At 36.9% G+C, this 22,024-nt stretch carries 23 protein-coding genes; 19 read left to right on the top strand and 4 right to left on the bottom strand.

Annotation, left to right across the window (positions count from 1 at the left end; all coding sequences use genetic code 11):
* Nucleotides 1-41 precede the first annotated feature (41 nt).
* Entirely contained in the window at nucleotides 42-1,076 is a 1,035-nt protein-coding gene (locus ACKVEV_RS09315; protein WP_409370109.1) for an acyltransferase, read from the top strand.
* Between the two features lie 196 nt (nucleotides 1,077-1,272).
* Here the strand turns inward: ACKVEV_RS09315 and rpsT are convergent, their stop codons facing one another.
* Nucleotides 1,273-1,521 (bottom strand): 30S ribosomal protein S20, encoded by a 249-nt coding sequence (gene rpsT, locus ACKVEV_RS09310; protein WP_402921258.1) that lies wholly within the window; start codon nucleotides 1,519-1,521, stop codon nucleotides 1,273-1,275.
* A 163-nt stretch (nucleotides 1,522-1,684) separates the two neighbouring features.
* On the opposite strand from rpsT, the gene gpr reads away from it, so the two are divergent.
* From gpr to lepA, 5 genes are all read left to right on the top strand, one after another.
* Nucleotides 1,685-2,701, top strand: coding sequence for a GPR endopeptidase (gene gpr / locus ACKVEV_RS09305; protein ID WP_409370108.1), 1,017 nt, complete (start codon nucleotides 1,685-1,687; stop codon nucleotides 2,699-2,701).
* Nucleotides 2,702-2,752: 51 nt separating this feature from the next.
* Nucleotides 2,753-3,607: a stage II sporulation protein P gene (gene spoIIP / locus ACKVEV_RS09300; RefSeq protein WP_409370107.1), complete on the top strand. Its 855-nt coding sequence runs from the start codon at nucleotides 2,753-2,755 to the stop codon at nucleotides 3,605-3,607.
* A gap of 618 nt (nucleotides 3,608-4,225) precedes the next feature.
* Entirely contained in the window at nucleotides 4,226-6,094 is a 1,869-nt protein-coding gene (locus ACKVEV_RS09295) for an acyltransferase family protein (RefSeq protein ID WP_409370106.1), read from the top strand.
* 254 nt (nucleotides 6,095-6,348) lie between these two features.
* On the top strand, nucleotides 6,349-7,197 hold the full coding sequence (locus ACKVEV_RS09290) for an SH3 domain-containing protein (RefSeq protein ID WP_409370105.1): 849 nt from the start codon (nucleotides 6,349-6,351) through the stop codon (nucleotides 7,195-7,197).
* Between the two features lie 259 nt (nucleotides 7,198-7,456).
* A complete protein-coding gene (gene lepA / locus ACKVEV_RS09285; protein ID WP_409370104.1) occupies nucleotides 7,457-9,283 on the top strand; it encodes a translation elongation factor 4 in 1,827 nt (608 codons plus the stop codon).
* Nucleotides 9,284-9,559: 276 nt separating this feature from the next.
* Here lepA and ACKVEV_RS09280 read toward each other — a convergent pair whose 3' ends face one another.
* Entirely contained in the window at nucleotides 9,560-9,724 is a 165-nt protein-coding gene (locus ACKVEV_RS09280) for a hypothetical protein (protein WP_409370103.1), read from the bottom strand.
* A gap of 243 nt (nucleotides 9,725-9,967) precedes the next feature.
* Between ACKVEV_RS09280 and ACKVEV_RS09275 the strand changes: the two genes are divergently transcribed.
* From ACKVEV_RS09275 to ACKVEV_RS09215, 13 genes are all read left to right on the top strand, one after another.
* A complete protein-coding gene (locus ACKVEV_RS09275; RefSeq protein ID WP_409370102.1) occupies nucleotides 9,968-10,357 on the top strand; it encodes a VOC family protein in 390 nt (129 codons plus the stop codon).
* Between the two features lie 162 nt (nucleotides 10,358-10,519).
* Nucleotides 10,520-11,158 (top strand): DUF2306 domain-containing protein, encoded by a 639-nt coding sequence (locus ACKVEV_RS09270; protein WP_409370101.1) that lies wholly within the window; start codon nucleotides 10,520-10,522, stop codon nucleotides 11,156-11,158.
* Between the two features lie 303 nt (nucleotides 11,159-11,461).
* The gene (locus ACKVEV_RS09265) at nucleotides 11,462-11,656 is read left to right on the top strand and encodes a hypothetical protein (RefSeq protein WP_409370100.1); all 195 of its coding nucleotides are present in this window, start codon (nucleotides 11,462-11,464) and stop codon (nucleotides 11,654-11,656) included.
* Nucleotides 11,657-12,018: 362 nt separating this feature from the next.
* Nucleotides 12,019-12,204 carry a hypothetical protein gene (locus ACKVEV_RS09260; protein WP_409370099.1) on the top strand — a complete coding sequence of 62 codons (186 nt, stop codon included), beginning with the start codon at nucleotides 12,019-12,021 and terminating at the stop codon, nucleotides 12,202-12,204.
* 134 nt (nucleotides 12,205-12,338) lie between these two features.
* Entirely contained in the window at nucleotides 12,339-12,992 is a 654-nt protein-coding gene (locus ACKVEV_RS09255; RefSeq protein ID WP_409370098.1) for an SMI1/KNR4 family protein, read from the top strand.
* A gap of 32 nt (nucleotides 12,993-13,024) precedes the next feature.
* Nucleotides 13,025-13,513 (top strand): tetratricopeptide repeat protein, encoded by a 489-nt coding sequence (locus ACKVEV_RS09250; protein ID WP_409370097.1) that lies wholly within the window; start codon nucleotides 13,025-13,027, stop codon nucleotides 13,511-13,513.
* Between the two features lie 8 nt (nucleotides 13,514-13,521).
* The gene (locus ACKVEV_RS09245) at nucleotides 13,522-13,731 is read left to right on the top strand and encodes a hypothetical protein (RefSeq protein ID WP_409370096.1); all 210 of its coding nucleotides are present in this window, start codon (nucleotides 13,522-13,524) and stop codon (nucleotides 13,729-13,731) included.
* Nucleotides 13,732-13,768: 37 nt separating this feature from the next.
* Nucleotides 13,769-14,107 carry a cupin domain-containing protein gene (locus tag ACKVEV_RS09240; RefSeq protein ID WP_409370095.1) on the top strand — a complete coding sequence of 113 codons (339 nt, stop codon included), beginning with the start codon at nucleotides 13,769-13,771 and terminating at the stop codon, nucleotides 14,105-14,107.
* A 98-nt stretch (nucleotides 14,108-14,205) separates the two neighbouring features.
* Complete coding sequence (locus ACKVEV_RS09235; RefSeq protein ID WP_409370094.1) at nucleotides 14,206-14,889, top strand: VOC family protein; 684 nt, start codon at nucleotides 14,206-14,208, stop codon at nucleotides 14,887-14,889.
* Nucleotides 14,890-15,165: 276 nt separating this feature from the next.
* Complete coding sequence (locus ACKVEV_RS09230) at nucleotides 15,166-15,936, top strand: formate/nitrite transporter family protein (protein WP_409370093.1); 771 nt, start codon at nucleotides 15,166-15,168, stop codon at nucleotides 15,934-15,936.
* A 2-nt stretch (nucleotides 15,937-15,938) separates the two neighbouring features.
* Entirely contained in the window at nucleotides 15,939-16,955 is a 1,017-nt protein-coding gene (locus tag ACKVEV_RS09225; RefSeq protein WP_409370092.1) for a DUF1835 domain-containing protein, read from the top strand.
* A 134-nt stretch (nucleotides 16,956-17,089) separates the two neighbouring features.
* Nucleotides 17,090-17,644, top strand: a complete 555-nt coding sequence (locus tag ACKVEV_RS09220; protein WP_409370528.1) for a hypothetical protein — start codon at nucleotides 17,090-17,092, stop codon at nucleotides 17,642-17,644.
* 69 nt (nucleotides 17,645-17,713) lie between these two features.
* Nucleotides 17,714-18,139 (top strand): GatB/YqeY domain-containing protein, encoded by a 426-nt coding sequence (locus ACKVEV_RS09215; protein WP_409370091.1) that lies wholly within the window; start codon nucleotides 17,714-17,716, stop codon nucleotides 18,137-18,139.
* A 125-nt stretch (nucleotides 18,140-18,264) separates the two neighbouring features.
* Here ACKVEV_RS09215 and ACKVEV_RS09210 read toward each other — a convergent pair whose 3' ends face one another.
* Together ACKVEV_RS09210 and ACKVEV_RS09205 are read right to left on the bottom strand one after the other, a co-directional pair.
* Nucleotides 18,265-19,962: a methyl-accepting chemotaxis protein gene (locus ACKVEV_RS09210; RefSeq protein WP_409370090.1), complete on the bottom strand. Its 1,698-nt coding sequence runs from the start codon at nucleotides 19,960-19,962 to the stop codon at nucleotides 18,265-18,267.
* A complete protein-coding gene (locus tag ACKVEV_RS09205; protein ID WP_409370089.1) occupies nucleotides 19,946-21,589 on the bottom strand; it encodes a pyridoxal phosphate-dependent decarboxylase family protein in 1,644 nt (547 codons plus the stop codon). The genes ACKVEV_RS09210 and ACKVEV_RS09205 overlap by 17 nt, the downstream gene beginning before the upstream one ends.
* Nucleotides 21,590-22,024: the final 435 nt, after the last annotated feature.

Below are 22,024 nucleotides of genomic sequence, written 5' to 3'. Positions count from 1 at the left end.
GGGCATGAATGGATGTATAATGTCGTGGGGGGTTTTTGAACGTGCAAACACGAATTCAGTACATGGACAGCCTTCGGGCAATTGCCATCTTAGGTGTACTACTTTTACATGCTGCGACGCCTTATGTCGTACTTTATGATAAAATAGCTGATTTTGATTGGCAAACAGGTATTGTATACAATGCTTTATCGAGATGGTGTGTGCCCATTTTTTTAATGATTAGCGGAGCACTTTTACTCGGACGAAAAGAAGAGCCACTCGGCACTTTTTTTAAAAAACGTGCCAATAAAATATTACTCCCTTTCATTGCTTGGTCGATTATTTATTATGCTTGGGCAACGTATATGTGGAATCCTGGGTATTCTTTGAAAGAATTTTTGATTATGTTTTTTAATAATCAGATATACTATCATTTGTGGTATTTTTATGCGCTTATCGGTATTTATCTTTTAGCGCCCGTTTTCAATATTTTTGTCAACCATGCCTCCAAACAAATGATAGGCTATGTGGTTGTTCTATGGATACTATTTTATGGAATCTTCCGTTATTATTCATATATCGTGAGTAATGAATTTACATTGTTTTTCCCGCTAAGTGAATATATCGGCTTCTTTTTACTTGGCTATTACTTAGCGAATTTTGAGCTATCGGCAAAATGGCGTAGTGGGATTTATGTACTAGGGATGATTGGAGCCTTTGAAACGATTTGGCGGACAATGGCATTATCGGAGCAGCAAGGACAATTCTCAGGTTACGCTTACTCTTACTCCAGTCCAAATGTAATTATGATGAGCATTGCACTTTTTGTTTTTGTGAAATATTGGGTCAATCGAAAAGTAGCAAATGGAAGTTATCAAACAAGTAAGATCGTCACGCTCATAGGACAAACAAGCTTTGGTGTTTACTTAGTACATGCTATGATTCTGGATAAAGTCCGACCGCACTTTTTTGAAGGCAATGAGCTATATATTAAGCCACTCTTTGCTATTCCATTACAAGTAATCATTATTTTAGTGCTTTCTACAATCATTGTATGGATTATACAAAAAATACCATACTTAAAACGGCTGATTTAGGCGCCTATAAAATTCCTATGGCGTAAAAAACGCGGACACATTGTTGAGCGCTTACTTTAAACGAAATAAATCCACTTGGCCATTTACGGTGCCTGTACGATATAACGTACTTATTTTACCGCATTGGCCAAGTGGATTTTTTAGGAGATACGAAAAAAGACCAGTTACTCCGAAGAGAAACTGATCTTATAAACACTTACGCTTTTTTAGCTAGGCGAGACTTTTTACGAGCCGCCGCGTTTTTGTGGATAAGTCCTTTTGAAGCTGCTTTATCTAAAGATTTGTAAGCTGCTTGTAAAAGTTCTTGTGCGTTTTCAGCGTTAGCAGCAACAGCGTTTTCAGCTTTTTTCACTGTAGTACGCATTGCAGATTTAGCTTGAGAGTTAGCAATGTTAGCTTTTTCGTTAACTTTTACGCGTTTAATCGCAGATTTAATGTTTGGCATATCTTTCACCTCCTAAAATAGGTACGAGATGATATCTTCTCATTGATTTCGTGTGTCAATACAACAAAAATCATTTTAACAAACGCTAGGCTAAATTGCAATAGATAAATGCAAAGAATATTTACTTGACAGTTTGAACAAACTACAATTTGAGGTGAACTGAATGCAAAACTTAAATTGGCAGCGTACTGATTTAATTGATGAATCGGAAGAGGTCGTTTTACATCAAACGAAAGAACAAAAAGACACACTGAAGCAATCGACTGGAATTCAAATCGAAGATCGCACTGCAGGGCGTGTCAAAATAACGGATGTACAAGTAGATGCTGATGGTGAACAGCAAATAGGAAAAAAGGAAGGGAAATATATCACCCTGTCCGTCCCAACGTTGACGATAGATGATCACGATGGCTTTGAACAGCTTGAAAAAGTGTTACTGGAAAATTTTAAAACATTGCATGAATCAATTTCTTGGAAGACTGAAGATAAAATTTTAATAATAGGTCTTGGCAATCGAACGATTACACCTGATGCCATAGGGCCGTATGTCATTGATCACTTGCATAGTTTAGATGAAATCGATGATAAATTTGTTATGTACGCTCCAGGCGTAACTGGGCAAACAGGTTATGAAACAGGAGAATTTGTTGCAGCATTGGCAGAGCGTCTGCAACCAAAACTAATCATTGTGGTAGATGCCCTTGCAACAAGAGCGAGTGACCGTTTATGTAAAACAATCCAGCTTACAGATACAGGAATTCATCCTGGTTCAGGCGTCGGCAATCAACGGAAAGAAATATCGCATGAGGTGCTTGGTATTCCTGTTACGGCTATCGGCATTCCAACAGTCGTTGACGCCCCCGTTTTAATTGCAGATGCAGTAGAGGTGATGTTACGCTCCATCGCTGCCCGTGTGGCCGAACGAGGCAAGCCTTCATCTAAATTATCCTTATCTTCTTGGCGACCTGATATTAATAAAGAACTGGATATGTCCCTTGTGACACCAATTTTCGGTGAGTGGGCAACATGGTCAAAAGAAGAACGTCAGCAGCTTTTTGAAGAGACATTTGCCGCTTCCCATTCACAGTTAATGGTTACGCCAAAAGAGGCGGATTATTGGATAGATCGGTATGCAACACTCATTTCAACTATGCTAACAAAATGGGCAAACGAACTATAATTTCATCGTTCTAAAAGACACATCCCCTCCATACGATAAGGGGAGGAGGGTGTGACTTTGCTAAAAAAACTACAATGGTCAATTGGTCTATTATTGTTCTTTTTCGTATTACCAGTCATTGCTGGGCAACTTCCGTTCAACAAGCAAGCATCGACTCCGATTAAACCACCAGAGGATAAACAAGTCGTGTTTGCCGCTACTAATTTGCCTGAACAAACAGCACTAGAGTTGACGAATGAGCAAACGAATGAGCAGACGAACGTGCAAGATCCATTTAAAGTATTATTGTTATTTACGCATTCACAAGAAGCCTATCAGCCGATGGTGAAAGCTGTTAGCGGGAAAGCAGAAGTTTATGATGACAAAACAAATATTTTTAATTTACAAGATGCGGTTACCAAGCACTTTAGCATGAATGGTATCCAAACAGATGTATTAGATGTCGATGTGATGAAGGTAATGAAAGCGGAAGGCAAAACGTTTCCACAAGCCTACAACACTGTACGTCCCTATTTAGAAAAACGTTTACAAGAACAATCGTATAATTTAGTTATTGATTTGCACCGAGATTCCGCTCAACGTAATGCGACAACGATTACCCACAACAATGAATCATACGCACGTGTTGCCATCGTTGTAGGAGCCGAACACAAAAATTACAGATGGAATACAGCTTATGCAGAAAGTCTCTCTGTTGCGATGAATGACATTGTACCTAAAGTTTCAAGAGGGGTTATTTCTAAAAGTGGGGATAATGTAGATGGTCGATACAATCAAGATTTAGCGAAAGAAATGATTATTATTGAATTAGGTGGAATCGATAATACAGAAGAAGAATTAAATCGCACAATTGCTGTGATTGGCAAAGCAATATCGAAAACTTTTGTCACAGAATCGAATAGTTAAATCGTTTCTTTATAGAGTGTCTATTAGTAGTAGAGTAATCGGACGATTGCACAATCTAATAGCTAAGTTCAAGCGATTTTTTCGTAGTTGTTCACTTTCAGAAAATGCTTTGATAGTCTCAATGAGGGTAATGAATGGTAAGTGAGGAGTCAATTGAAAAAATTACCTGAAATTTTTTGTTTCTAGGTCTTTCAATTGTTTTTACCTTGCATTATACTTTTCAAGTCAGCTCATACGCCTTATTGAATCGGGCGATTTTCGATTGTATACATCAATGAAAAAAACCGCTTCAAAAGCATCTACCGTTATGGGCAGATGCTTTTTTTCGTTGGTGACAATAGTGCGAATTATTAAATTATCAGTAAAATTATATTATATACATATGATTTGTAGGATATTAGGAGACTTTAAGGCCTAGTACGAAGTATGAAGCAGCATAAAATCCTCCGTAAAAAATTTTTTTGTTTGAGAAAATGGTTAACCTTTTTAGTTAGCTCATTCGTCTTTAAGTATAAGTAGTGAATAAGGGTAGAAAAGGGGCAGAGGCTAGGCGTTAGACGAACAATTTTTATAACGAAATAATGTGAAAAAGGTTTTATGTTTATTGGAGGAAACAGTATGTTAGGCAAGACATTGAATCATCGTTATATCCCGGGATTAGATGGGATAAGAGCTTTAGCAGTGTTAGCTGTTATTGCTTATCATTTTAACTTTCGATGGGCCAGTGGAGGATTCCTCGGAGTTGATATTTTTTTTGTTTTATCAGGTTACTTAATTACCTCAACGATTTTACCAGTACAAGGGGAGCATGTATCAATCAATTTGCGTAAATTTTGGATTGGACGCTTTCGACGACTAGTTCCAGCTGCATACGTGATGATTATGACCTCTGTCGTATGGGTTATGTTATTTCATAAAGAACTGCTAAATACTATACGAGGAGATGCCCTATCCTCCATTTTTTACTCTAGTAATTGGTGGTTTATTTATCACAAACTATCTTATTTTGATAGTTTCGGGTCACCTTCTCCTTTAAAAAATTTATGGTCTTTAGCTATTGAGGAACAATTTTACTTACTTTGGCCAATTGTTTTAATTGTTGGACTAACCATCTTTCAAAAACAAAGTAAATTTTCAAACATGATTTTCATTGGTGCAATTTGTTCAGCCATCCTTATGGCTATTCTGTATCAACCTGGCTCGGATCCAAGTCGTATTTATTATGGCACTGATACACGGTCATTTGAATTATTAATCGGTTGTTGGCTTGCCTTCGTATGGCCAATGAAAAGGCTGTCGACTAAAAAGCTCTCGACAAAGCATGTTTATGAGCTTAATAGTATAGGTGTAATTACCTTCCTTATTTTTATTGCAAGTATTTTATTCGTAGATGAATACCAAGCATTTTTATACAGAGGCGGCATGTTCCTCTTTTGTATAAATGCAGCACTTTTCATTGCGTGTGTTTGTCATCCTGCTAGTTTCCTAGGAAAAGTACTATCTTGGAAGCCACTATGCTGGATTGGTTCTCGATCATACGGCATTTATCTTTGGCATTATCCAATTATCGTACTCGGTACGCCGGTTTATGAAATCGGCAACCCTGCGTATTGGCGTGTTGCTATACAGCTCGTAATGATCGTCATGCTTGCAGAGCTCTCCTATCGCTTTATTGAAATGCCGATACGAAAACATGGTTTCCGAGCATACTTCAAACAATATTTGATCATCAATCCAAACAAATGGCGTAATTTTTCGATTGCTAGAAAAATAGCAACCGCTATGCTCGCGCTATTCTTGCTCGTATTTTTTACTGGTATGACAGGGATTGTAGGCGAAGCACAACAAGATTCAAAGGATCATTATCCAACAAATATTAAAATAACTGGCGCACAACAGGATGCAGTTGGCAATACGCAACAACAAAACACCGATAAAGAAGAAATAACTGCGGACGATAACGATGAAACAGCTCAAACGGCACAAGACGAGTCGCAAGAAACGCCATTGAAAGAACCGTATAAAGAACTTCTAGCAATCGGGGATTCTGTTATGATCGATATTGCTAAGCGTTTACATACGCTATACCCTAACATCACAATCGATGGGAAAATCGGAAGACAAGTTTCACAAGCAGTCGAGTTGGTTCCAAGTTACTCCCGTTTTAATCAAGAAGATAAAGCGGTAATTATTCAACTGGGGACAAATGGATATTTTACGAATGAGCAGATTGATGAGCTCCTTGGCGCCTTTTCCCAGGCTCAAATTTATGTAGTGAACACCCGAGTACCACGTCCTTGGGAAGCCAAAGTAAATACGGCTTTAGCGAACAAAGCACAGGAATATGCCAATATTACGTTAATTGATTGGCATGCTGCTGCATTGAATCACCCCGAGTATTTTGCTCCGGACGGTGTACATTTAGAACCACAAGGGGTTGAAGCTTTAACGAATCTGATTCAACAAGCAATTGATGCACATAGATAGAGAGATAGATCAATCATTTGATGCAAATGCCACCAAAACCGGCATAACGCCATGAAACCTGGCCTGATCGCCACTAGACCTATGTAGATACGTAAAGACGAGTCACTCCAATGAGTTACTCGTCTCTTTTTATGCATCGATTGTTATTAAATATAATTATACCAATTATAAACCATTTATGTATAATATTGAGTGGGTGAGAATGATTATACTATTTTTCGCTACATATATAAAACACGAAAGGAGATAGACAAATGAAAATGAAAACATTCGTCGTGATGCTAACTTTATTGCTAGCATTTACATGCCATTTTGATAACGCGCATGCCAACACATTTAAAGAAGTGAAGGTCACAGATTCTTCAACGAAAGTATATGAACAACCAGCTGCTAATGCAAAAGAGATTGGGACTATGGAAAAAGGGTCTTTTGTTATCGTAATGAGCCATCATAATGAATATGCTCGCGTAGCTTATTTAACTAGCGAAGATAAAATGGTGGATGGCTATATATCGAATGCTGTACTTGATGATGCACCGTATACAATTAAAATCGCTAGCTCAAAAAGTGGCTTAGTTGTAAAAGAAACGCCTTCATTAAAAGGGAAAACTGTCGCAACATTACAACATAAAATGGTCGTGAGAGATTTTGGGACAGCTAGAGATGGTTGGTCATTTGTGCAGTATGGAAATGTGATTGGCTACGCAGCTACTAATTTTATGAGTAAATCACAACCAATTACGAAATATGTTGTATCAAGTAGCCTTATTGTGCGCAATATCGCAAGTCCTTCAGGCATGCAAGTAGGTGAGCTATCGAAAAATGAACAAGTAGCTGTGCATTCTACAATTGCCGGCTGGTCGTATGTAACAACTTCTGCTTATGAAGGTTATGTTGTGGATTCGTATTTAAGCTCAAAAAACCCTTCAACTACAAATAATAAACCAGGTGGCTCTTCCAACGTGCATCATTCTAACGGGAGTAAAAGCTATAAAAATTGTACGGAGCTGCGTAAAGATTACCCGAATGGTGTAGGGTCTGACCACCCTGCGTATCAGTCTAAACATGATCGAGACAAAGATGGTTGGGCGTGTGAAAGGTAATCCACTATCAAAAAGTTTTTAAGCAAGTGACGCTAACCTATTGTCGTACACATACTTGCCATATTTTATCTATTTCTCGAAAGGCACCATTTTGGGCTGCATTGCCTCAAAATGGTGCTTTTTTATGCATTGGATGGCAGAAAATAATAAACATAAATAAGAGTAACCATTGATTTAACAGCATTTATGCCGTTCTAATGTTGTGGTTTGTACATGGTTCATAGTATAATTCATTATAGTTTAATTAGGAGTGGAAGAGATGAACCGAGAAGCACGATTGAAAAGACAAGAGAATATACGAAATTTCTCTATAATTGCACATATTGACCACGGGAAATCAACGCTTGCTGACCGTATTTTAGAGCAAACGAAATCACTGACATCCCGTGAAATGAAAGCACAGCTACTCGACTCAATGGATTTAGAACGTGAGCGAGGCATAACAATTAAGTTAAATGCAGTCCAATTAAAATATGAAGCGAAAAATGGCGAAGTGTATACATTCCATTTAATCGACACACCAGGACATGTCGATTTCACCTATGAAGTATCACGTAGTTTAGCTGCTTGTGAAGGCGCTATTTTAGTTGTGGATGCAGCACAAGGTATTGAAGCGCAAACATTGGCTAACGTTTACTTAGCACTTGATAACGACCTAGAAATTCTGCCAGTAATCAATAAAATTGACTTACCAGCAGCAGATCCAGAACGTGTGCGTCAAGAAGTTGAAGATGTTATCGGTTTAGATGCTTCTGAAGCGGTATTAGCTTCTGCTAAAGCTGGTATCGGTATTGAAGATATTTTAGAACAAATTGTTGAAAAAGTTCCTGCACCAACTGGTGATCCAGATGCACCATTACAAGCACTTATTTTTGACTCTGTTTACGATGCCTATAAAGGTGTTATAATCTCTATTCGTATTATGAATGGTACTGTTAAACCGGGCGATAAAATTCGCATGATGGCGACAGGCGCAGAATTTGATGTTATTGAAGTCGGCGTACATACTCCGAAAAGTGTACCGCAAAGTGAATTAACGGTTGGTGATGTTGGCTACTTAACAGCGTCCATTAAAAACGTAGGTGATACGCGTGTAGGTGATACGGTAACGTTTGCAAGTCGCCCAGCAGCTGAGCCATTAGCGGGTTATCGTCGTTTAAATCCTATGGTGTACTGTGGATTATATCCAATTGATACAGCTAAGTATAATGATTTACGTGATGCCTTAGAAAAATTAGAGTTAAATGACTCAGCATTGCAGTATGAGCCTGAAACGTCACAAGCGTTAGGTTTCGGTTTCCGTTGTGGTTTCTTAGGACTTCTTCATATGGAAATCATTCAAGAACGTATTGAACGTGAATTTAACATCGATTTAATTACAACAGCACCATCTGTAATTTATGATGTGTATATGACGGATGGTACGTCCATTAAAGTCGACAACCCATCATTTATGCCAGACCCACAAAAAATCGACCGTGTTGAAGAGCCATATGTGAAAGCAACGATTATGGTACCGAATGATTACGTTGGGGCGGTTATGGAACTTTGCCAAATGAAACGTGGTAATTTCATGACAATGGACTATATCGATACGTCACGTGTCAGCATTATTTATGAAATGCCATTATCTGAAATTGTCTATGACTTCTTCGATTATTTAAAATCGAATACGAAAGGCTACGCATCATTTGACTATGAGCTAATCGGTTATCAGCCTTCAAAACTAGTGAAGATGGATATTCTTTTAAATGCTGAGCAAGTCGATGCACTAAGCTTTATCGTTCACCGAGACTTTGCTTATGAGCGCGGGAAAGTAATTGTAGAGAAACTAAAAGAATTAATTCCACGTCAACAATTTGAAGTACCGATTCAAGCGGCAATCGGTCAAAAAATTGTCGCACGTTCGACAATTAAAGCGATGCGTAAAAACGTATTAGCGAAATGTTACGGTGGGGATATTTCCCGTAAACGTAAACTTCTTGATAAGCAAAAAGAAGGTAAAAAACGTATGAAACAAGTAGGCTCAGTCGAAGTACCTCAAGAGGCGTTTATGGCTGTACTGAAGATGGATGATACGAAGTAACAAAATTTTATATCCTTTAGGTGGAGGTGCTACCAATATTGGCAGTACCTCTTACCTTCTTGTGAGATAAAAGGACATAGCAGTCTTCAGTTATTGCTGAACTGCTATGTCCTATTCTTTTTTGAGCAGGGAGGAAGGATTAATTTCCGAAAGCGGAAAATTTGGAGTGATTTTAAAAAAATATTTTAGGTCTTTACGATTACAGCAACCTAAGTCAGAAAAAAGACCACTTCAAATAAGTGGTCAACATAGAAAAACGTAATAATAACTTAGTTTTTATAATGAAGTGGACTTTCCTTTTTTCTCATTCATGATAAGGTCTTCTTCATCGCGTGGGCGAGGGGTTTCGGTTTGTCCGCCACGCTCATTAGTTTTTTTATTTTTTGTTTGTTTTGTTGGCATATCTGTTGCAAATTCTGTATCTTTTTTATCTCTTTTCATTTCGACACCTCCTTCATATAGTATTTAACTGATCCCAAAAATTATCCTAGATTATTTCAACAACTTTTCACTTACAAAAATAAGTGATAAATCAAAATTGTATACGAGCCATCATATTGTCAGGACTTAGCTGTTTGAGCCTGTTTTTTTCACGATTCTCATTTTCTAATACATAAAAGAGGGGAATAGTGGAAAGTGGCGAAATGAATAGTTGTATTTAATAAATGGGGGAGGAAAAGAATTATGAATCAACCACTAAAAAAAACACCGATAAAAAATCAAATTGGCGGTGTATTTGTGCCGGTCCGTGATCTTGAAAAAGCAAGGGAATGGTACAATAATATACTTGGTTTAGAAGATGGCGAAATATATTTCGGGCATATTTACACAGCACCTATGAAGGGCACAGCTAGTTTGATGTTAGATACGATGCCGAAGTGGAGAAATGAAGATAAGGATATTCCAACTTATCAAGTGCCTTCTATCCAGTTTATAACGAATGATATTAATGCATCCTATCAATTTATGATCGATAATCAAGTGGAACTTGTGACAGAGATAGAAGATGATTTTTATTTTGTGATAAAAGATCTGGACGGTAATTTGTTAATGATATGTAAAGAGCAAGCTTAATATCGATTTGATAGAATTGACCAAAGAAAGTTATGCATGATAAAACGCCTCTTATTGATATTTTTTAACCACTTATAAAGTAAAAAAACAAATCTTTAACATCGAATGGTACAGTAAGAACAAAGGAAAATGGGTATGCAATAATTTTGAGGGGACCATGAGATGAATAAAAAAACGTGGCTTATATGTAGTGGCTTAGCGATGGCTATCGCTGGCTATGCGATTGTTCAATATTTAATAATGGATGCTCATCAAGCAGGCTTTGTTCAATTGAAATTGCTGTTTATCGATACATTGAATTCGCTTTGGTATGCGATGCTTTATATGCATATTGTCTTTAGTGTAATGGCATTAGGTATAGGTCCCTTTACACTAAGCTCAAAGTTTAGAGAAAACAATAGAAAACGGCATCGAATGTTAGGGAAGTTCTATATGCTAGGTATATTATTTGGCAGTATATCAGGGCTTTATTTAGCCCTTTATGCAACAGGCGGACTTGTAGCACAACTTGGTTTTAGCGCATTAGCTCTAATGTGGATGATAACCGGGTATCAAGCGCTTGTTCATATAAAAGCTCGCAATATTGATGAACATCAAAAGTGGATGATACGTAATTATTCATTAACTTTCGCTGCTGTGACATTGAGAATTTGGCTATTGTTATTTACTGTATCGTTTGGATTTGACAACTTTATGATTAGCTATCCGATCATTTCTTGGCTCTGTTGGGTACCGAATCTCATTATAGCGCAATGGCTAATTGGGCGGACACGGCAAGAAAGAGGCGTCATAGTTAAATAAATTAGGATAAAAACCACTCTATTTTTGGGTGGTTTTTTTAAATGTTATTGTAGCAGATACCTAGATCATATTTTTTACGTAATACTAAAATTATTATAAAAAAATGGCTAAATTTTATAAAAAAATAAAGTGATTTTACTATTGATTGAGAAATATTCTCAATGATAAATTGTTGTTAAAGTCGGGGGGTTTAGCTATAGCTATTTGATGTTGGTTTAATAAGTAAAAAATGAACTTCATGAAGAGTTAGCCTATCTACAAGCATTGAAGAAGATAGATTCTCTCTAAAGGGGGCATGTTGATATGAGAATAAGACCATATCATTATTTAGTGATTTTGCCAGTCAGTATAAGCAGTTTTGCTGCCTATTTATCTATATCTTCAAATACTAAAACTGTCATTAATTTTCTTGCAGCTTTGTTAGTCATTATTTCTATTCCTTTGAGCTATAAAGATTACAAAGAATGCAAAAAGTTAGATCATGAGTCTAAATCTTGATAGGTAAAAAGGATATAGCAATTGTTGATCACGGTTCTGTAATAGGCGGAATGACAGGTGCTGCTACATTTTGTTTTAATTAACGGGGTGATGATTAGTGGAATTACGTGATGTCTTTAGTATACCGATGATAATAAGTCTAATCGTTATTTGGATTTTATGGAGCTTTTTACAGTTGGCATTGGGTAGTGAAGTAAAAGACATACTCCTCAATCCGTTAAATCCACTTTTTCTACTTAATTTGATTTTTGGTGTGGTTTATCAGATTAAACAAAGTAAAAAGACAACGTGTAATGAACAAGATGGATGAACATTTAGTTTTGCGCTCTAGCTTCATGTTTTAAGTGATGGGGTGATAACTTTTGGAAATGCGTGATTGGTTTAGTATACCAATGATATTGAGTAGTTTTGTCATGTGGATTTTAACGATTTTCATACAAATTGCGCTAGAGCTCAATTTAATTTGGCTTATTTTTAATCCAATCAACTTCCTTGCGATCGCATATTTAATTACTGGTGTCGTCTATCAGATTAGACAAACATATTAAACTACCATACTACAATGACCGGTTGCACAAAATCGTGTGAACCTGGTCATTTTTTATTGCTGTAAATATAAAATTGGAAATTTTTATGTGTTGAAAATACATATAGTGTATTCTTAAGAAAAGGGGGATTGAGCGTGGATTATCGTATACTGACGCAACGCATTGCCAATATAGTAGAACGAATCCATTCAATCGGTGGAGACGTATCGCAAGTAAAGATGGAGGCTGCTGCTTCACTACAACAAATTGCACAATGTGAAAACCAATTAGGATGCAAGCTTCCTGAAAGTTTTAAACAAGTACTAGTAGCATTTTCATCAGCATTATACTTTCGTTGGGTTTTCCCTGATGATTTTCAATTAGATGGTGAATTGGATGGCATTTTTAGCGGGATGCTTCACTGGGATTTAGGATTATTAAAAGAGATCAATGATCATAAAAATGCATGGATTACGAAAGTTTTTTCAGATCCAGAGAATGACTACGACAAAGTTTGGCATCATACATTAGCCTTTTATGAGGTTGGCAATGGAGACTTTATTGCATTTGACCTCGTTGAAAACAGTTCGGATGCATGTATAATTTATTTAAGTCATGATGATGGGCAAGGGCATGGCTATAAATTAGCAGACAATTTTATTGATTTTTTGGAGAAATGGTCAAGGTTGGCGTTTGTTGGCGGGGAAGATTGGCAGTGGCTATCATTCACATCAAACGCTCAAAGTGGACTTTTACCAGAAAGTCCATGTGCGAAGTCGTTCAGAAGTTTATTAAGGTTAACTATTTAATTTGTCATGCACTAGAAAAGGAGCTACTAACATTGTACGCAGAACAACTAGCAAGAGCCATTCAATTACGAACAGAAAATAAGAAGCAAGCATCCAATCAATTACTTTTACAGATGATCGAGCAATATCCTAATGATGCAGTCGTTCATTACCAATGCGCATGGAGCTTTGATGTTTTAGGAGAAGAATTAAAAGCAGTTCCCTATTATGAAAAGGCCATTAAGCTAGGGTTATCAGGAGCCGATTTAGAAGGAGCATTCTTGGGCTTAGGCAGTACCTATCGAACGTTAGGTGAATATGAAAAATCGGAACAGGTATTTTTACAAGGAATCGCATTATTTCCAACAAATAAAGCGTTGCAAGTGTTCTATGCCATGACATTATATAATTTACAGCAACATCATCAAGCGATGGAACTGTTATTACAATGCCTAGCAGATACGACAACGGATGATGAAATACTTCGGTATCAAAAGGCGATTCATTTCTATGCAAGTCAATTAGATAAAGTATGGAAATAGGAGGAATAATGATGACCAAATTTTTTATGATGGTTATTGCGAAAAAAACAGACGATTTTGAATGTGACGAAACGCTTGAAAAAGTTTTTGAGAAAAAATCTGAGCTAAAAGCGTATTTGAAAAGTGAAGGTTTTGTTAAGGAATCGAAAGAGCAATATATAAAAATACATAATGAATTGATGTATGTGGCGACAGTAGAAAAAATAAAAGTTAAGTAATCGATTACGTAAAATAGGCGTGAATGAGGTGTTGTAGTTGAAAATTAGTAAAGAATATGCCGAGCATTATCAGTGGGGCAATCAATGTGATGGGTGGCATTTAGTGAAAAATAAAAATTTAAGTGTTATTCATGAACGAATGCCAGCTAATACAGCGGAAGTTTGTCATTATCATCAGCAAGCACAACAGTTCTTTTTTGTGCTATCCGGTACGGCAACTATGGAGATAGATGGACAACGCATTGTACTACAAGCGAATGAAGGCATTGAAATACCAGCGCTTTTGCCGCATCAAATGTGCAATGATTCACTAGAAGATGTAGAATTTTTGGTCATTTCACAACCAAATAGTAGAGGAGATCGTCTACCGATATAAGGATTGAAATACATTTTATTTTCAAAATGTTCATTCTTTTGCATGAGGTACATGATGTAGTTATTTAGTACAGTAAATGCAAAGGGGATGACTGTTCTATGAAAATTTCGAAAGTACAGCTTTACGCACATAATGTACATAAAATGAAGGAATTTTACTGTGGCACGCTAGGATTTACATTATTAGAGGAAGCGGAGCATTTTTTTGAAATGGCTGCAGGGGAAAGCATTATTCGTTTCGCGTGTATTGATTCTTCCGTAGAAAAGCAATATCATTTTGCGTTCAATATACCAAGTAATTTATTTCAGCAAGCGAAAAATTGGGCTCAAGAGCGGGTAGGACTACTAAGCGAAGAAGAGCAGGATGAGGTATATTTTAAATCGTTAGACGCCTATTCCTGTTATTTTTATGATCCTGAGGACAATGTAGTAGAATTGATTGCAAGACAGAGAATAAATCCAAAAGTGCGTACCGAAAAATTTTCAATCGACCATGTCTTGAATATTGGCGAAATGAATTTAACAACGGATGCAATTCTGTCAGTAGTCGAGTGTTTAAAGGACTATGGCATTACACCATTAAAGGATGCAGAAATTCGTACAGATGCGCTTACATTTATGGGGAATGAGGAAGATGGCGTGCATATATTAATCGGTCCGAGTGAACGTATTTGGTGTTTCTCTGCTAAAAAAGCAATGGTCAGCCCTATTGTTATCGAAATTAATCATCAGTTGCAACTATGTATAAATGGTAATGGTGATTTTACTATTTTGCAGCGATAAAAATCGTCAGTTTGCATTGCGCCAGGGACGACGTTAGTTTATGAGTAATCAATCGCTGAAAGAAGCCCATGGAGCGCCGGAGAACCTTCCAAACGTAATGAGCAACGTACACAGCTAAAAAGTGTTAAATTGATGGTCGTCAATCTAACACTTTTTTGTATTGTGTCCCGGATTTGAAAGACAGAAAAAGACCGGAAATCTTCACATTGATAATTTTGGAAAATGATAAAATGCGATATGATGACAGTAGTTATGTATAGTTAGGGGATGAGCAGAGTGAAAGAGGTAATTGCTAACGTATGTACGACAGCTACTACAAAAATAACGATGATGAAAAACAGACCTATCAACTATTTAATGCAGGCGATGGCGGGGGGACTTTTTATTGGCTTTGGCATGTTGTTGATTGTCACAATTGGCGGCTTATTGGACCCTGTTGGTGTCCCAAGTATGAAAGTTGTACAAGGGTTAGCATTCGGTGTAGCACTCAGTATGGTCATGATGGCAGGCGCCAATTTATTTACAGGCGATAATTTTGTTTTAACGGTAAGTACTTTAGAGAAAAAATCGTCACCATTAGAAATGCTTGCTATTTGGTCGTTTAGCTATCTAGGTAATTTCTTTGGTTCTTTCGTTGCCACTACGTTGTTTTTCTATGCTGGACTTGCTGTCGGGGATACCGCTACATATATTGAAAAAATTGCAGCGTCCAAAATGAATGCCGGTTTTGTAGCACTGCTTTGTCGGGGCATTTTATGTAATTTGCTTGTTTGTTTAGCTGTTTGGTGTACATATAAATTGAAAACCGAAATTGCAAAATTAGTGATGATTTTCTGTTGTATTTTTCCCTTTATTACATCGGGATTTGAGCATAGCGTTGCCAATATGACCCTGTTTAGCCTGGCGCTTTTTATTCCACATGGTGAGCTTGTATCGCTAGCTGGTGCCATAGACAATCTAGTGCCTATTACAATCGGCAATATTATTGGTGGAGCTATTATCGGTACTATCTATTGGCTAAATGCTAAGGGGGAGAAGGAGGGGTAAACATGTTGGAAAATGTTAATCGTTTGAAACGAGCAATCAATAAGCTGAGTGAAGCGGAAGCAAAGTCCATGCTGTTCTTTGCCTTACTGAATGACAAGCCAAGTGAGGAATTACAACGACTTATTTTGCAGGAAACAGAGGAACATATGGATGCGCGAACAATTCATATTGTCTTTGGCCATTCACCTGCTGGTAGTTTAAAAGCGGCATTTAAAGATACCGAATATGGAAAGACAGAAGAGGTGATTGTTTTGCCTCATAATTTGTCCATTGGGCCACTGAAAGATATACATAAAGTGTCGGGTGTTGAAGCACGACTTGCATGGTTTCAGCAACGCTACAATGTGGAAGATGATGGACTAGAACATTATGCAGCACAATTGATAACTGCTTTTGAAAAAATACGTAACATTTCGCCGCAGCAACATATTGTGATTTGGACTTGTCAAAATGCCCCTGAGCAGACCGGCTTACGCCTTGTACTAGCATTGTTAGAAGGCAAAGGAAATACAGTGCGAGTAATCGATACGTTTAAGGCTTTTCATGAGCAGCATATGCAACCACCATTAGAAGACTATCCACGAACTTCAGGTGAAGTAAATGCAGAAAACCTCCTTTATTTTTATGAACAGGGTGAAATGAATCATTTAACGTATGAAACAAGAAAAATATTAAGCAAGGAAGGGAGCTTTTTACTGTCAGACGATGTCCATATTTTACGCACGTGGACAGATCATAAGCTAGTGCACAGCGCGAATGAAAATCGGGATGATAACTTTATTATTGGATGTGCGCAGCGCATGTGTGAAGAAGATGGTAAGGTGGAATATAAAAAGTCTGCACGATTAATAGGTGAAGTAATGGGCCATATGCAGCAATATACAGGCGATGAATGGATTGAATATCGGTTAAGAGCGCTTATTAAACAAGGTGTTTTTTCCTATCGAGGCGATTTAAAGGCAATGCGTTTTTACGAAGTGAAATTAGCAGACGATTTCTTGACAAATGTAAGGTTTTGATGTTTTGACTTCATAAAAAATGCTGGCTAAAATAGTGTGGAAGAGAGTAAATCGCTCTCAAATTTAGTAGCATATTTAGTGAACATAATGATTGGATAATAGATTACTTTAAAGAAAGGAAGTTGACGTTGACGATGAATCCTGCCATCAATCAAAATGCGATTCTTCAAGCCATTTTGGAGCTTTCTACACAAGTACAAGGCGTGAAAACAGAGATTCTACAAAAAATCGAGACGCTAGAAACAAGATTAGATTCAGTTGAAATAAGACTAGATTCAATTGAAACTCGACTAGATTCAGTTGAAACACGATTAGATTCACTTGAAACTCGATTAAATTCAGTTGAAACAAGACTAGGTTCAGTTGAAACAAGACTAGAATCAGTTGAAACAAGACTAGAATCAGTTGAAACAAGACTAGAATCAGTTGAAACAAGACTAGAATCAGTTGAAACAAGACTAGAATCAGTTGAAACAAGATTAGATTCAGTTGATACAAAAATAGATTCAGTTGAAACAAGACTTGAAAAGAAAATTGAGTCGGTGGAGCAAAAATTACAAAGACAAATCTCCGAAGTTGAAAAAAGTCTTTGTGATAAAATAGATAAAGTGGAAACAAAGATGGAAGTGTTAACACTTGAAATATTAGAAACAAAGACTGATGTCAGAATGTTAAAGAAAGCAAAATAAATGGTTTCTGGAGTCATGTTGTGCTAGTATCATTGACAATTAGTGATCAAAATTAAAGGAGCGAGCTTGATGTTAAAAGCAGAAGTATTTGAACAACTAAAAACAGCAATGAAGGAAAAAGATGTTTTAGCAAAAGGTGTGCTAACTCTGGTTAAATCTGCATTAGATTTAGCGGAGAAAGAAAAGGGTGACACGTTAACGCCTGATGAAGAAATGGCCATTATTAATCGTGAAGTAAAGCAAACGAATCAAGCGTTAGAAGGAGCACAAAATGCTGGCCGTGCTGACTTAATTGAAAAAGAAGAAGCAAAATTAGTGCTCTTAAAATCATTCCTGCCTAAACAATTAAGCGAAGAAGAAATTGCGAATAAATTAGTGGCAGCGGGCGTTACAAAAGGGATGAATATGGGGGAAGCGATGAAAATCGCAAAACCATTATTAAATGGTCAAGCAGAAGGGGCCATCATCTCTAAAGTGGTAAAAACTTTAATTTAAAAAGGATAGCTGACGTTTAAAACGTCAGCTATCCTTTATTTAATTTATGCCTTGCTGTTCTTTGGCACCCAGAAACAATTCAGAATTGTTTCTGAATTGTTTGGGTGCCTGGCACTCAAATGCACTCATAGATTAAATTTTTGGATGATGTTTCGTAGTTGTTGAGCCATTTCCGCTAAATTATTTGAAGACGCTGTAATTTCTTCGATGCTTGCGGATTGTTCTTCAGATGCCGCTGCGACATTTTGAATATTTCCGGATGCTTGAACGGCTACGACACCCACTTGCTCGACAGAATTAGCGATGCTGCTAACACCTTGATTCATATTTGTAATAATACTGTTCACATGGTTCATTTCTTGCGTTAGTTCTGTAATATGTGAATAGATTTCTCCAAATGCTTCACCTGATGCGTTAAACGTAGTAGAACTTTCTGCTAGGTTACTGCTGCTAATCGCCATCGATTTGACTGCTTGAGACGATTCTTCTTTAATCGTTTCAATTCTTGTACGAATACTATTGGTTGCAGTAAGTGATTGATCTGCTAATTTACGTACCTCTTCGGCTACAACAGCAAATCCTTTGCCGTGTTCCCCCGCACGGGCAGCTTCAATAGAGGCATTTAATGCAAGTAAATTTGTTTGGTCTGTAATTTCATTTATTAAAGATACGATATCCCCAATTTCATTTGAATAAGTGCTTAAGCGTTTGACAACATCTGCTGTATGGTGAATTGCCTCGGAAGTTATCGCCATTTTTTCTGTTGCACTTTGAATGGTTGTATTCCCTTTTTCAGCAATCGTCGATGCGCTAAATGCTTTCGTTGTTACATCATTTACGCTATCTACAACATCGGACATCTTCGTAGAAATCATTGAAATATGGCTTTCTACCTCTTCGATAGAAGAAGTTTGTTTTTCAGAGCCTGCAGCCACTTCTTGCATGGAAGATGTAATTTGTTGAATGGATGCGCTCGTTTGCTCAGAGCTGGCCGTTAATTCTTCTGACATAGCGGCCACTTGCTCCGCATTTTCCGCAATTTGTTGGATAAGCGAGCGTAAATCTGCCGTCATATTTTGAATACCATCTGACAGTTGCGCAATTTCATTCGTCCCTTTGATTTGCAATGGCTCAACAGCTAAATCGCCTTGGGCTACTTTATCCACATAAGCTGTCATTTTTTTAATCGGCTTAATAATACTTTTGCTAATGAAGTATGCGATCACAACGCCAAATAATACAAAGATAATGCTCATAACGATACAAACCCAAAAAATTTGTTTTTGTAAGACGGAGATAAAGGATGCATCCATATCGATACCGAACAAAATTTCCGTATTGTTGAAGGGAATAAAAATGGATTTATGGACACCATATTCATCTTCATAAATATCACTCACTTGCATACGACCGGTATCTAAAGCAGCATGCATTTTTGGATCAAATGTATAGTCTTCTTGATAACTATCACTATTACTTAATGCCACAATATGCTCTTTACCATTGGCACGTGAAAGGATATAGGCATTTTCAATGTCGAATTTTTTGGTTGTACCATTTAATTGTTTTAATAGTTTGTCATATTGACTATTGAGGCCGTTATCGGCGGCTTTCACTTTATTTTTGTCTATATCATCATAGATATTTGTGGAAATCGCTTCTAACGATGACTCAAATTGTTTGATAACAAAATTATCGATGATTTTATTGGAAACCGCAAATAACATAAAACTAAATATAATCGAAATAATAACGATTGGAATCGTTAAACTGGCAATATATTTATAGAGTAAAGAGCTCTTGAGTTTAGTAAACAGTCTCAACGTGTAAATCCTCCAGTAATGCTACTTTCTGTTGTAAGAAATGAATCATACTAGCAATGTGTTCTTTCTCTGTATAAGGTGAAATCGAGAAGAATTTCGCTGCTGCCACTGGCAGTTGTTGTTTAGTATCACTCGTGCTAACTGTGCAGACACGCGTCGTATCACCGAAAAATACTTCATCTCGACCTTCACCTAAAATTTCAAAGAAAGAAGCATTTAAGCCATTCGTGTACTCGATTTGATCTTGTGTGTAATGTCCTGCTTGTTCAGATGCCCAATTAAAGCCTGTTGGATATAGGCGGAAGGCAGTTACTGGCCCGATATTTGCTTCATTTACAACTTGTAACATTGGTAATTTTTCAGCTAATTGTGCACGGAATGCTAAATTAACACGGACATAGTTCGCTAATATTTGTTGATACCCTTCCTTACCAAACGCTTGTAAAGCAGCATAAATAGCAATTGAGCTACCCATTCGAGAACACTCTAACGTATAACCTGTATGATAAGAGCCGTAGCCTCTATTGCCTACATATGGAGTATCAAAATCGTCGATATCTAAAAGTTGTAAATGCTTCCCTTCTTTAATTAAAAATAAGCTTGTTAAATAAGGTGTTTGACCTAGTTTTTGGAAATCAAAGCAAAGACTATCGGCAATGGCAAGGTGTTGCATACGTTGATGGATATGTTCCAGCCCTTGTAATACATCATCCTCGAACTGTAGCGTATTTGCTTTAAAGTCGTAATCATTGAAAAATGCGTAAAAACCACCTAAAGCTGAGTCTGCATGGATATGTATTGGTTGTAAATGGTATTGTTGTTCAAGTGTTGTTGCCACTGCTTTAATTGCTTGCACATCATCAATCGCAAATTGATCTGTCGCACCAGTAGTAGCGACGATATAAACGGGGATACCGCCATTTTCAATAACTTCCGTCATACGTTTTTTTAAATCTTCTACATCCATTGATTGGTCTTTTCCCGCTTTGATACGAATTAAGTGGTTGCTACCGATACCTACTGCTTCAATCGATTTTAATAAGCTATAGTGCGCATTTTCTGAGGCGAAGCAATATAAGTTGTTTGGTACTCCTTCTTCTTTTGCGTGTGGGAATTGTTTCGCGATAGCAAGACGTAAACCACTAAATACAGCCCCTTGTCCACCCCAAGTTGTATAGCCAAAGCTTTCCGTAAAATCATAGCCAACTAATTTTGACATCATCGCCACAACTTTTACTTCACATTCAGCTGCTGCAGGTCCATAGACATCCCATAAATTGTTGCCGTTCAGTAGGGCATTTGTAAACTGACCGAGTACACCTGGAATACTCGCCATAGGTAAAACATTCGTCACAAAATTACGTGTATGGTAAGGATGCCCTTGCATTAATTGTGTTAAATCTTGCACGACTTGATCGAGGCCAACGCCTGTAGTAGGCACTTGATTTTCTTGCATAAGATCTTTATAGAAAGTGGCAGAACGTTCTTTCATCGGTCCAAGCATTGTTTTATTTGGATCCTTTAATTGATCTAATGACGTAACAATTTGCTCTAATAATGATAAGAAGTTTTCTCTTTGTAAGCTATTGCCATCTTCACTTTGAAATAGTTGTTGGATTTGTTTCATTTTCATCATCCTTTATTAGTTCATATTTCACCATTATTCATATAATAATAGTACAATTTACTAAGGTCATAATAACACATTACCATGGAAAATATATTCATATTTGAGCAGGATATTAAATTTCTACTTTTTAAAATAATTTGAAAATTTTTTCATTATTTTAGAAGAAGAAATAAAAGGTGATTTTTTTTGCTAATTTTCATTTCTGTTACGAAAATGCAGGATTAAAGACCTAATTAAATAACGAAATAATATTTTTTTAATATAATTAAATAGATTATGGATATTATTTTTTGTAAAAAATAACATAATAAATCGCTGTAAAAAATATGAGACTATTTACTTATTTTTATAAGGGGAGCTATTTTTGTGTAAAGATAGATGGCACTGAAATTTAAGTTATAGACGCTGTCTAGTTATATAATGTAGAACTCG

It is taken from the genome of Lysinibacillus sp. 38-6 (assembly GCF_046245175.1).
Lineage (GTDB): Bacteria > Bacillota > Bacilli > Bacillales_A > Planococcaceae > Lysinibacillus.
Note: the sequence above shows the minus strand (reverse complement) of the source record. Positions and strands in the feature narration are given on the sequence as shown.

Coding starts and splice junctions, on each gene's coding strand:
- ACKVEV_RS09235 (WP_409370094.1), top strand. CDS start 14,206: ATGAAAATTTCGAAAGTACAGCTTTACGCACATAATGTACATAAAATG.
- ACKVEV_RS09215 (WP_409370091.1), top strand. CDS start 17,714: ATGTTAAAAGCAGAAGTATTTGAACAACTAAAAACAGCAATGAAGGAA.
- ACKVEV_RS09265 (WP_409370100.1), top strand. CDS start 11,462: ATGAGAATAAGACCATATCATTATTTAGTGATTTTGCCAGTCAGTATA.
- ACKVEV_RS09225 (WP_409370092.1), top strand. CDS start 15,939: ATGTTGGAAAATGTTAATCGTTTGAAACGAGCAATCAATAAGCTGAGT.
- lepA (WP_409370104.1), top strand. CDS start 7,457: ATGAACCGAGAAGCACGATTGAAAAGACAAGAGAATATACGAAATTTC.
- ACKVEV_RS09220 (WP_409370528.1), top strand. CDS start 17,090: ATGAATCCTGCCATCAATCAAAATGCGATTCTTCAAGCCATTTTGGAG.
- rpsT (WP_402921258.1), bottom strand. CDS start 1,521: ATGCCAAACATTAAATCTGCGATTAAACGCGTAAAAGTTAACGAAAAA.
- ACKVEV_RS09275 (WP_409370102.1), top strand. CDS start 9,968: ATGAATCAACCACTAAAAAAAACACCGATAAAAAATCAAATTGGCGGT.
- ACKVEV_RS09290 (WP_409370105.1), top strand. CDS start 6,349: ATGAAAATGAAAACATTCGTCGTGATGCTAACTTTATTGCTAGCATTT.
- ACKVEV_RS09295 (WP_409370106.1), top strand. CDS start 4,226: ATGTTAGGCAAGACATTGAATCATCGTTATATCCCGGGATTAGATGGG.
- ACKVEV_RS09245 (WP_409370096.1), top strand. CDS start 13,522: ATGATGACCAAATTTTTTATGATGGTTATTGCGAAAAAAACAGACGAT.
- ACKVEV_RS09280 (WP_409370103.1), bottom strand. CDS start 9,724: ATGAAAAGAGATAAAAAAGATACAGAATTTGCAACAGATATGCCAACA.
- ACKVEV_RS09270 (WP_409370101.1), top strand. CDS start 10,520: ATGAATAAAAAAACGTGGCTTATATGTAGTGGCTTAGCGATGGCTATC.
- ACKVEV_RS09205 (WP_409370089.1), bottom strand. CDS start 21,589: ATGAAACAAATCCAACAACTATTTCAAAGTGAAGATGGCAATAGCTTA.
- gpr (WP_409370108.1), top strand. CDS start 1,685: ATGCAAAACTTAAATTGGCAGCGTACTGATTTAATTGATGAATCGGAA.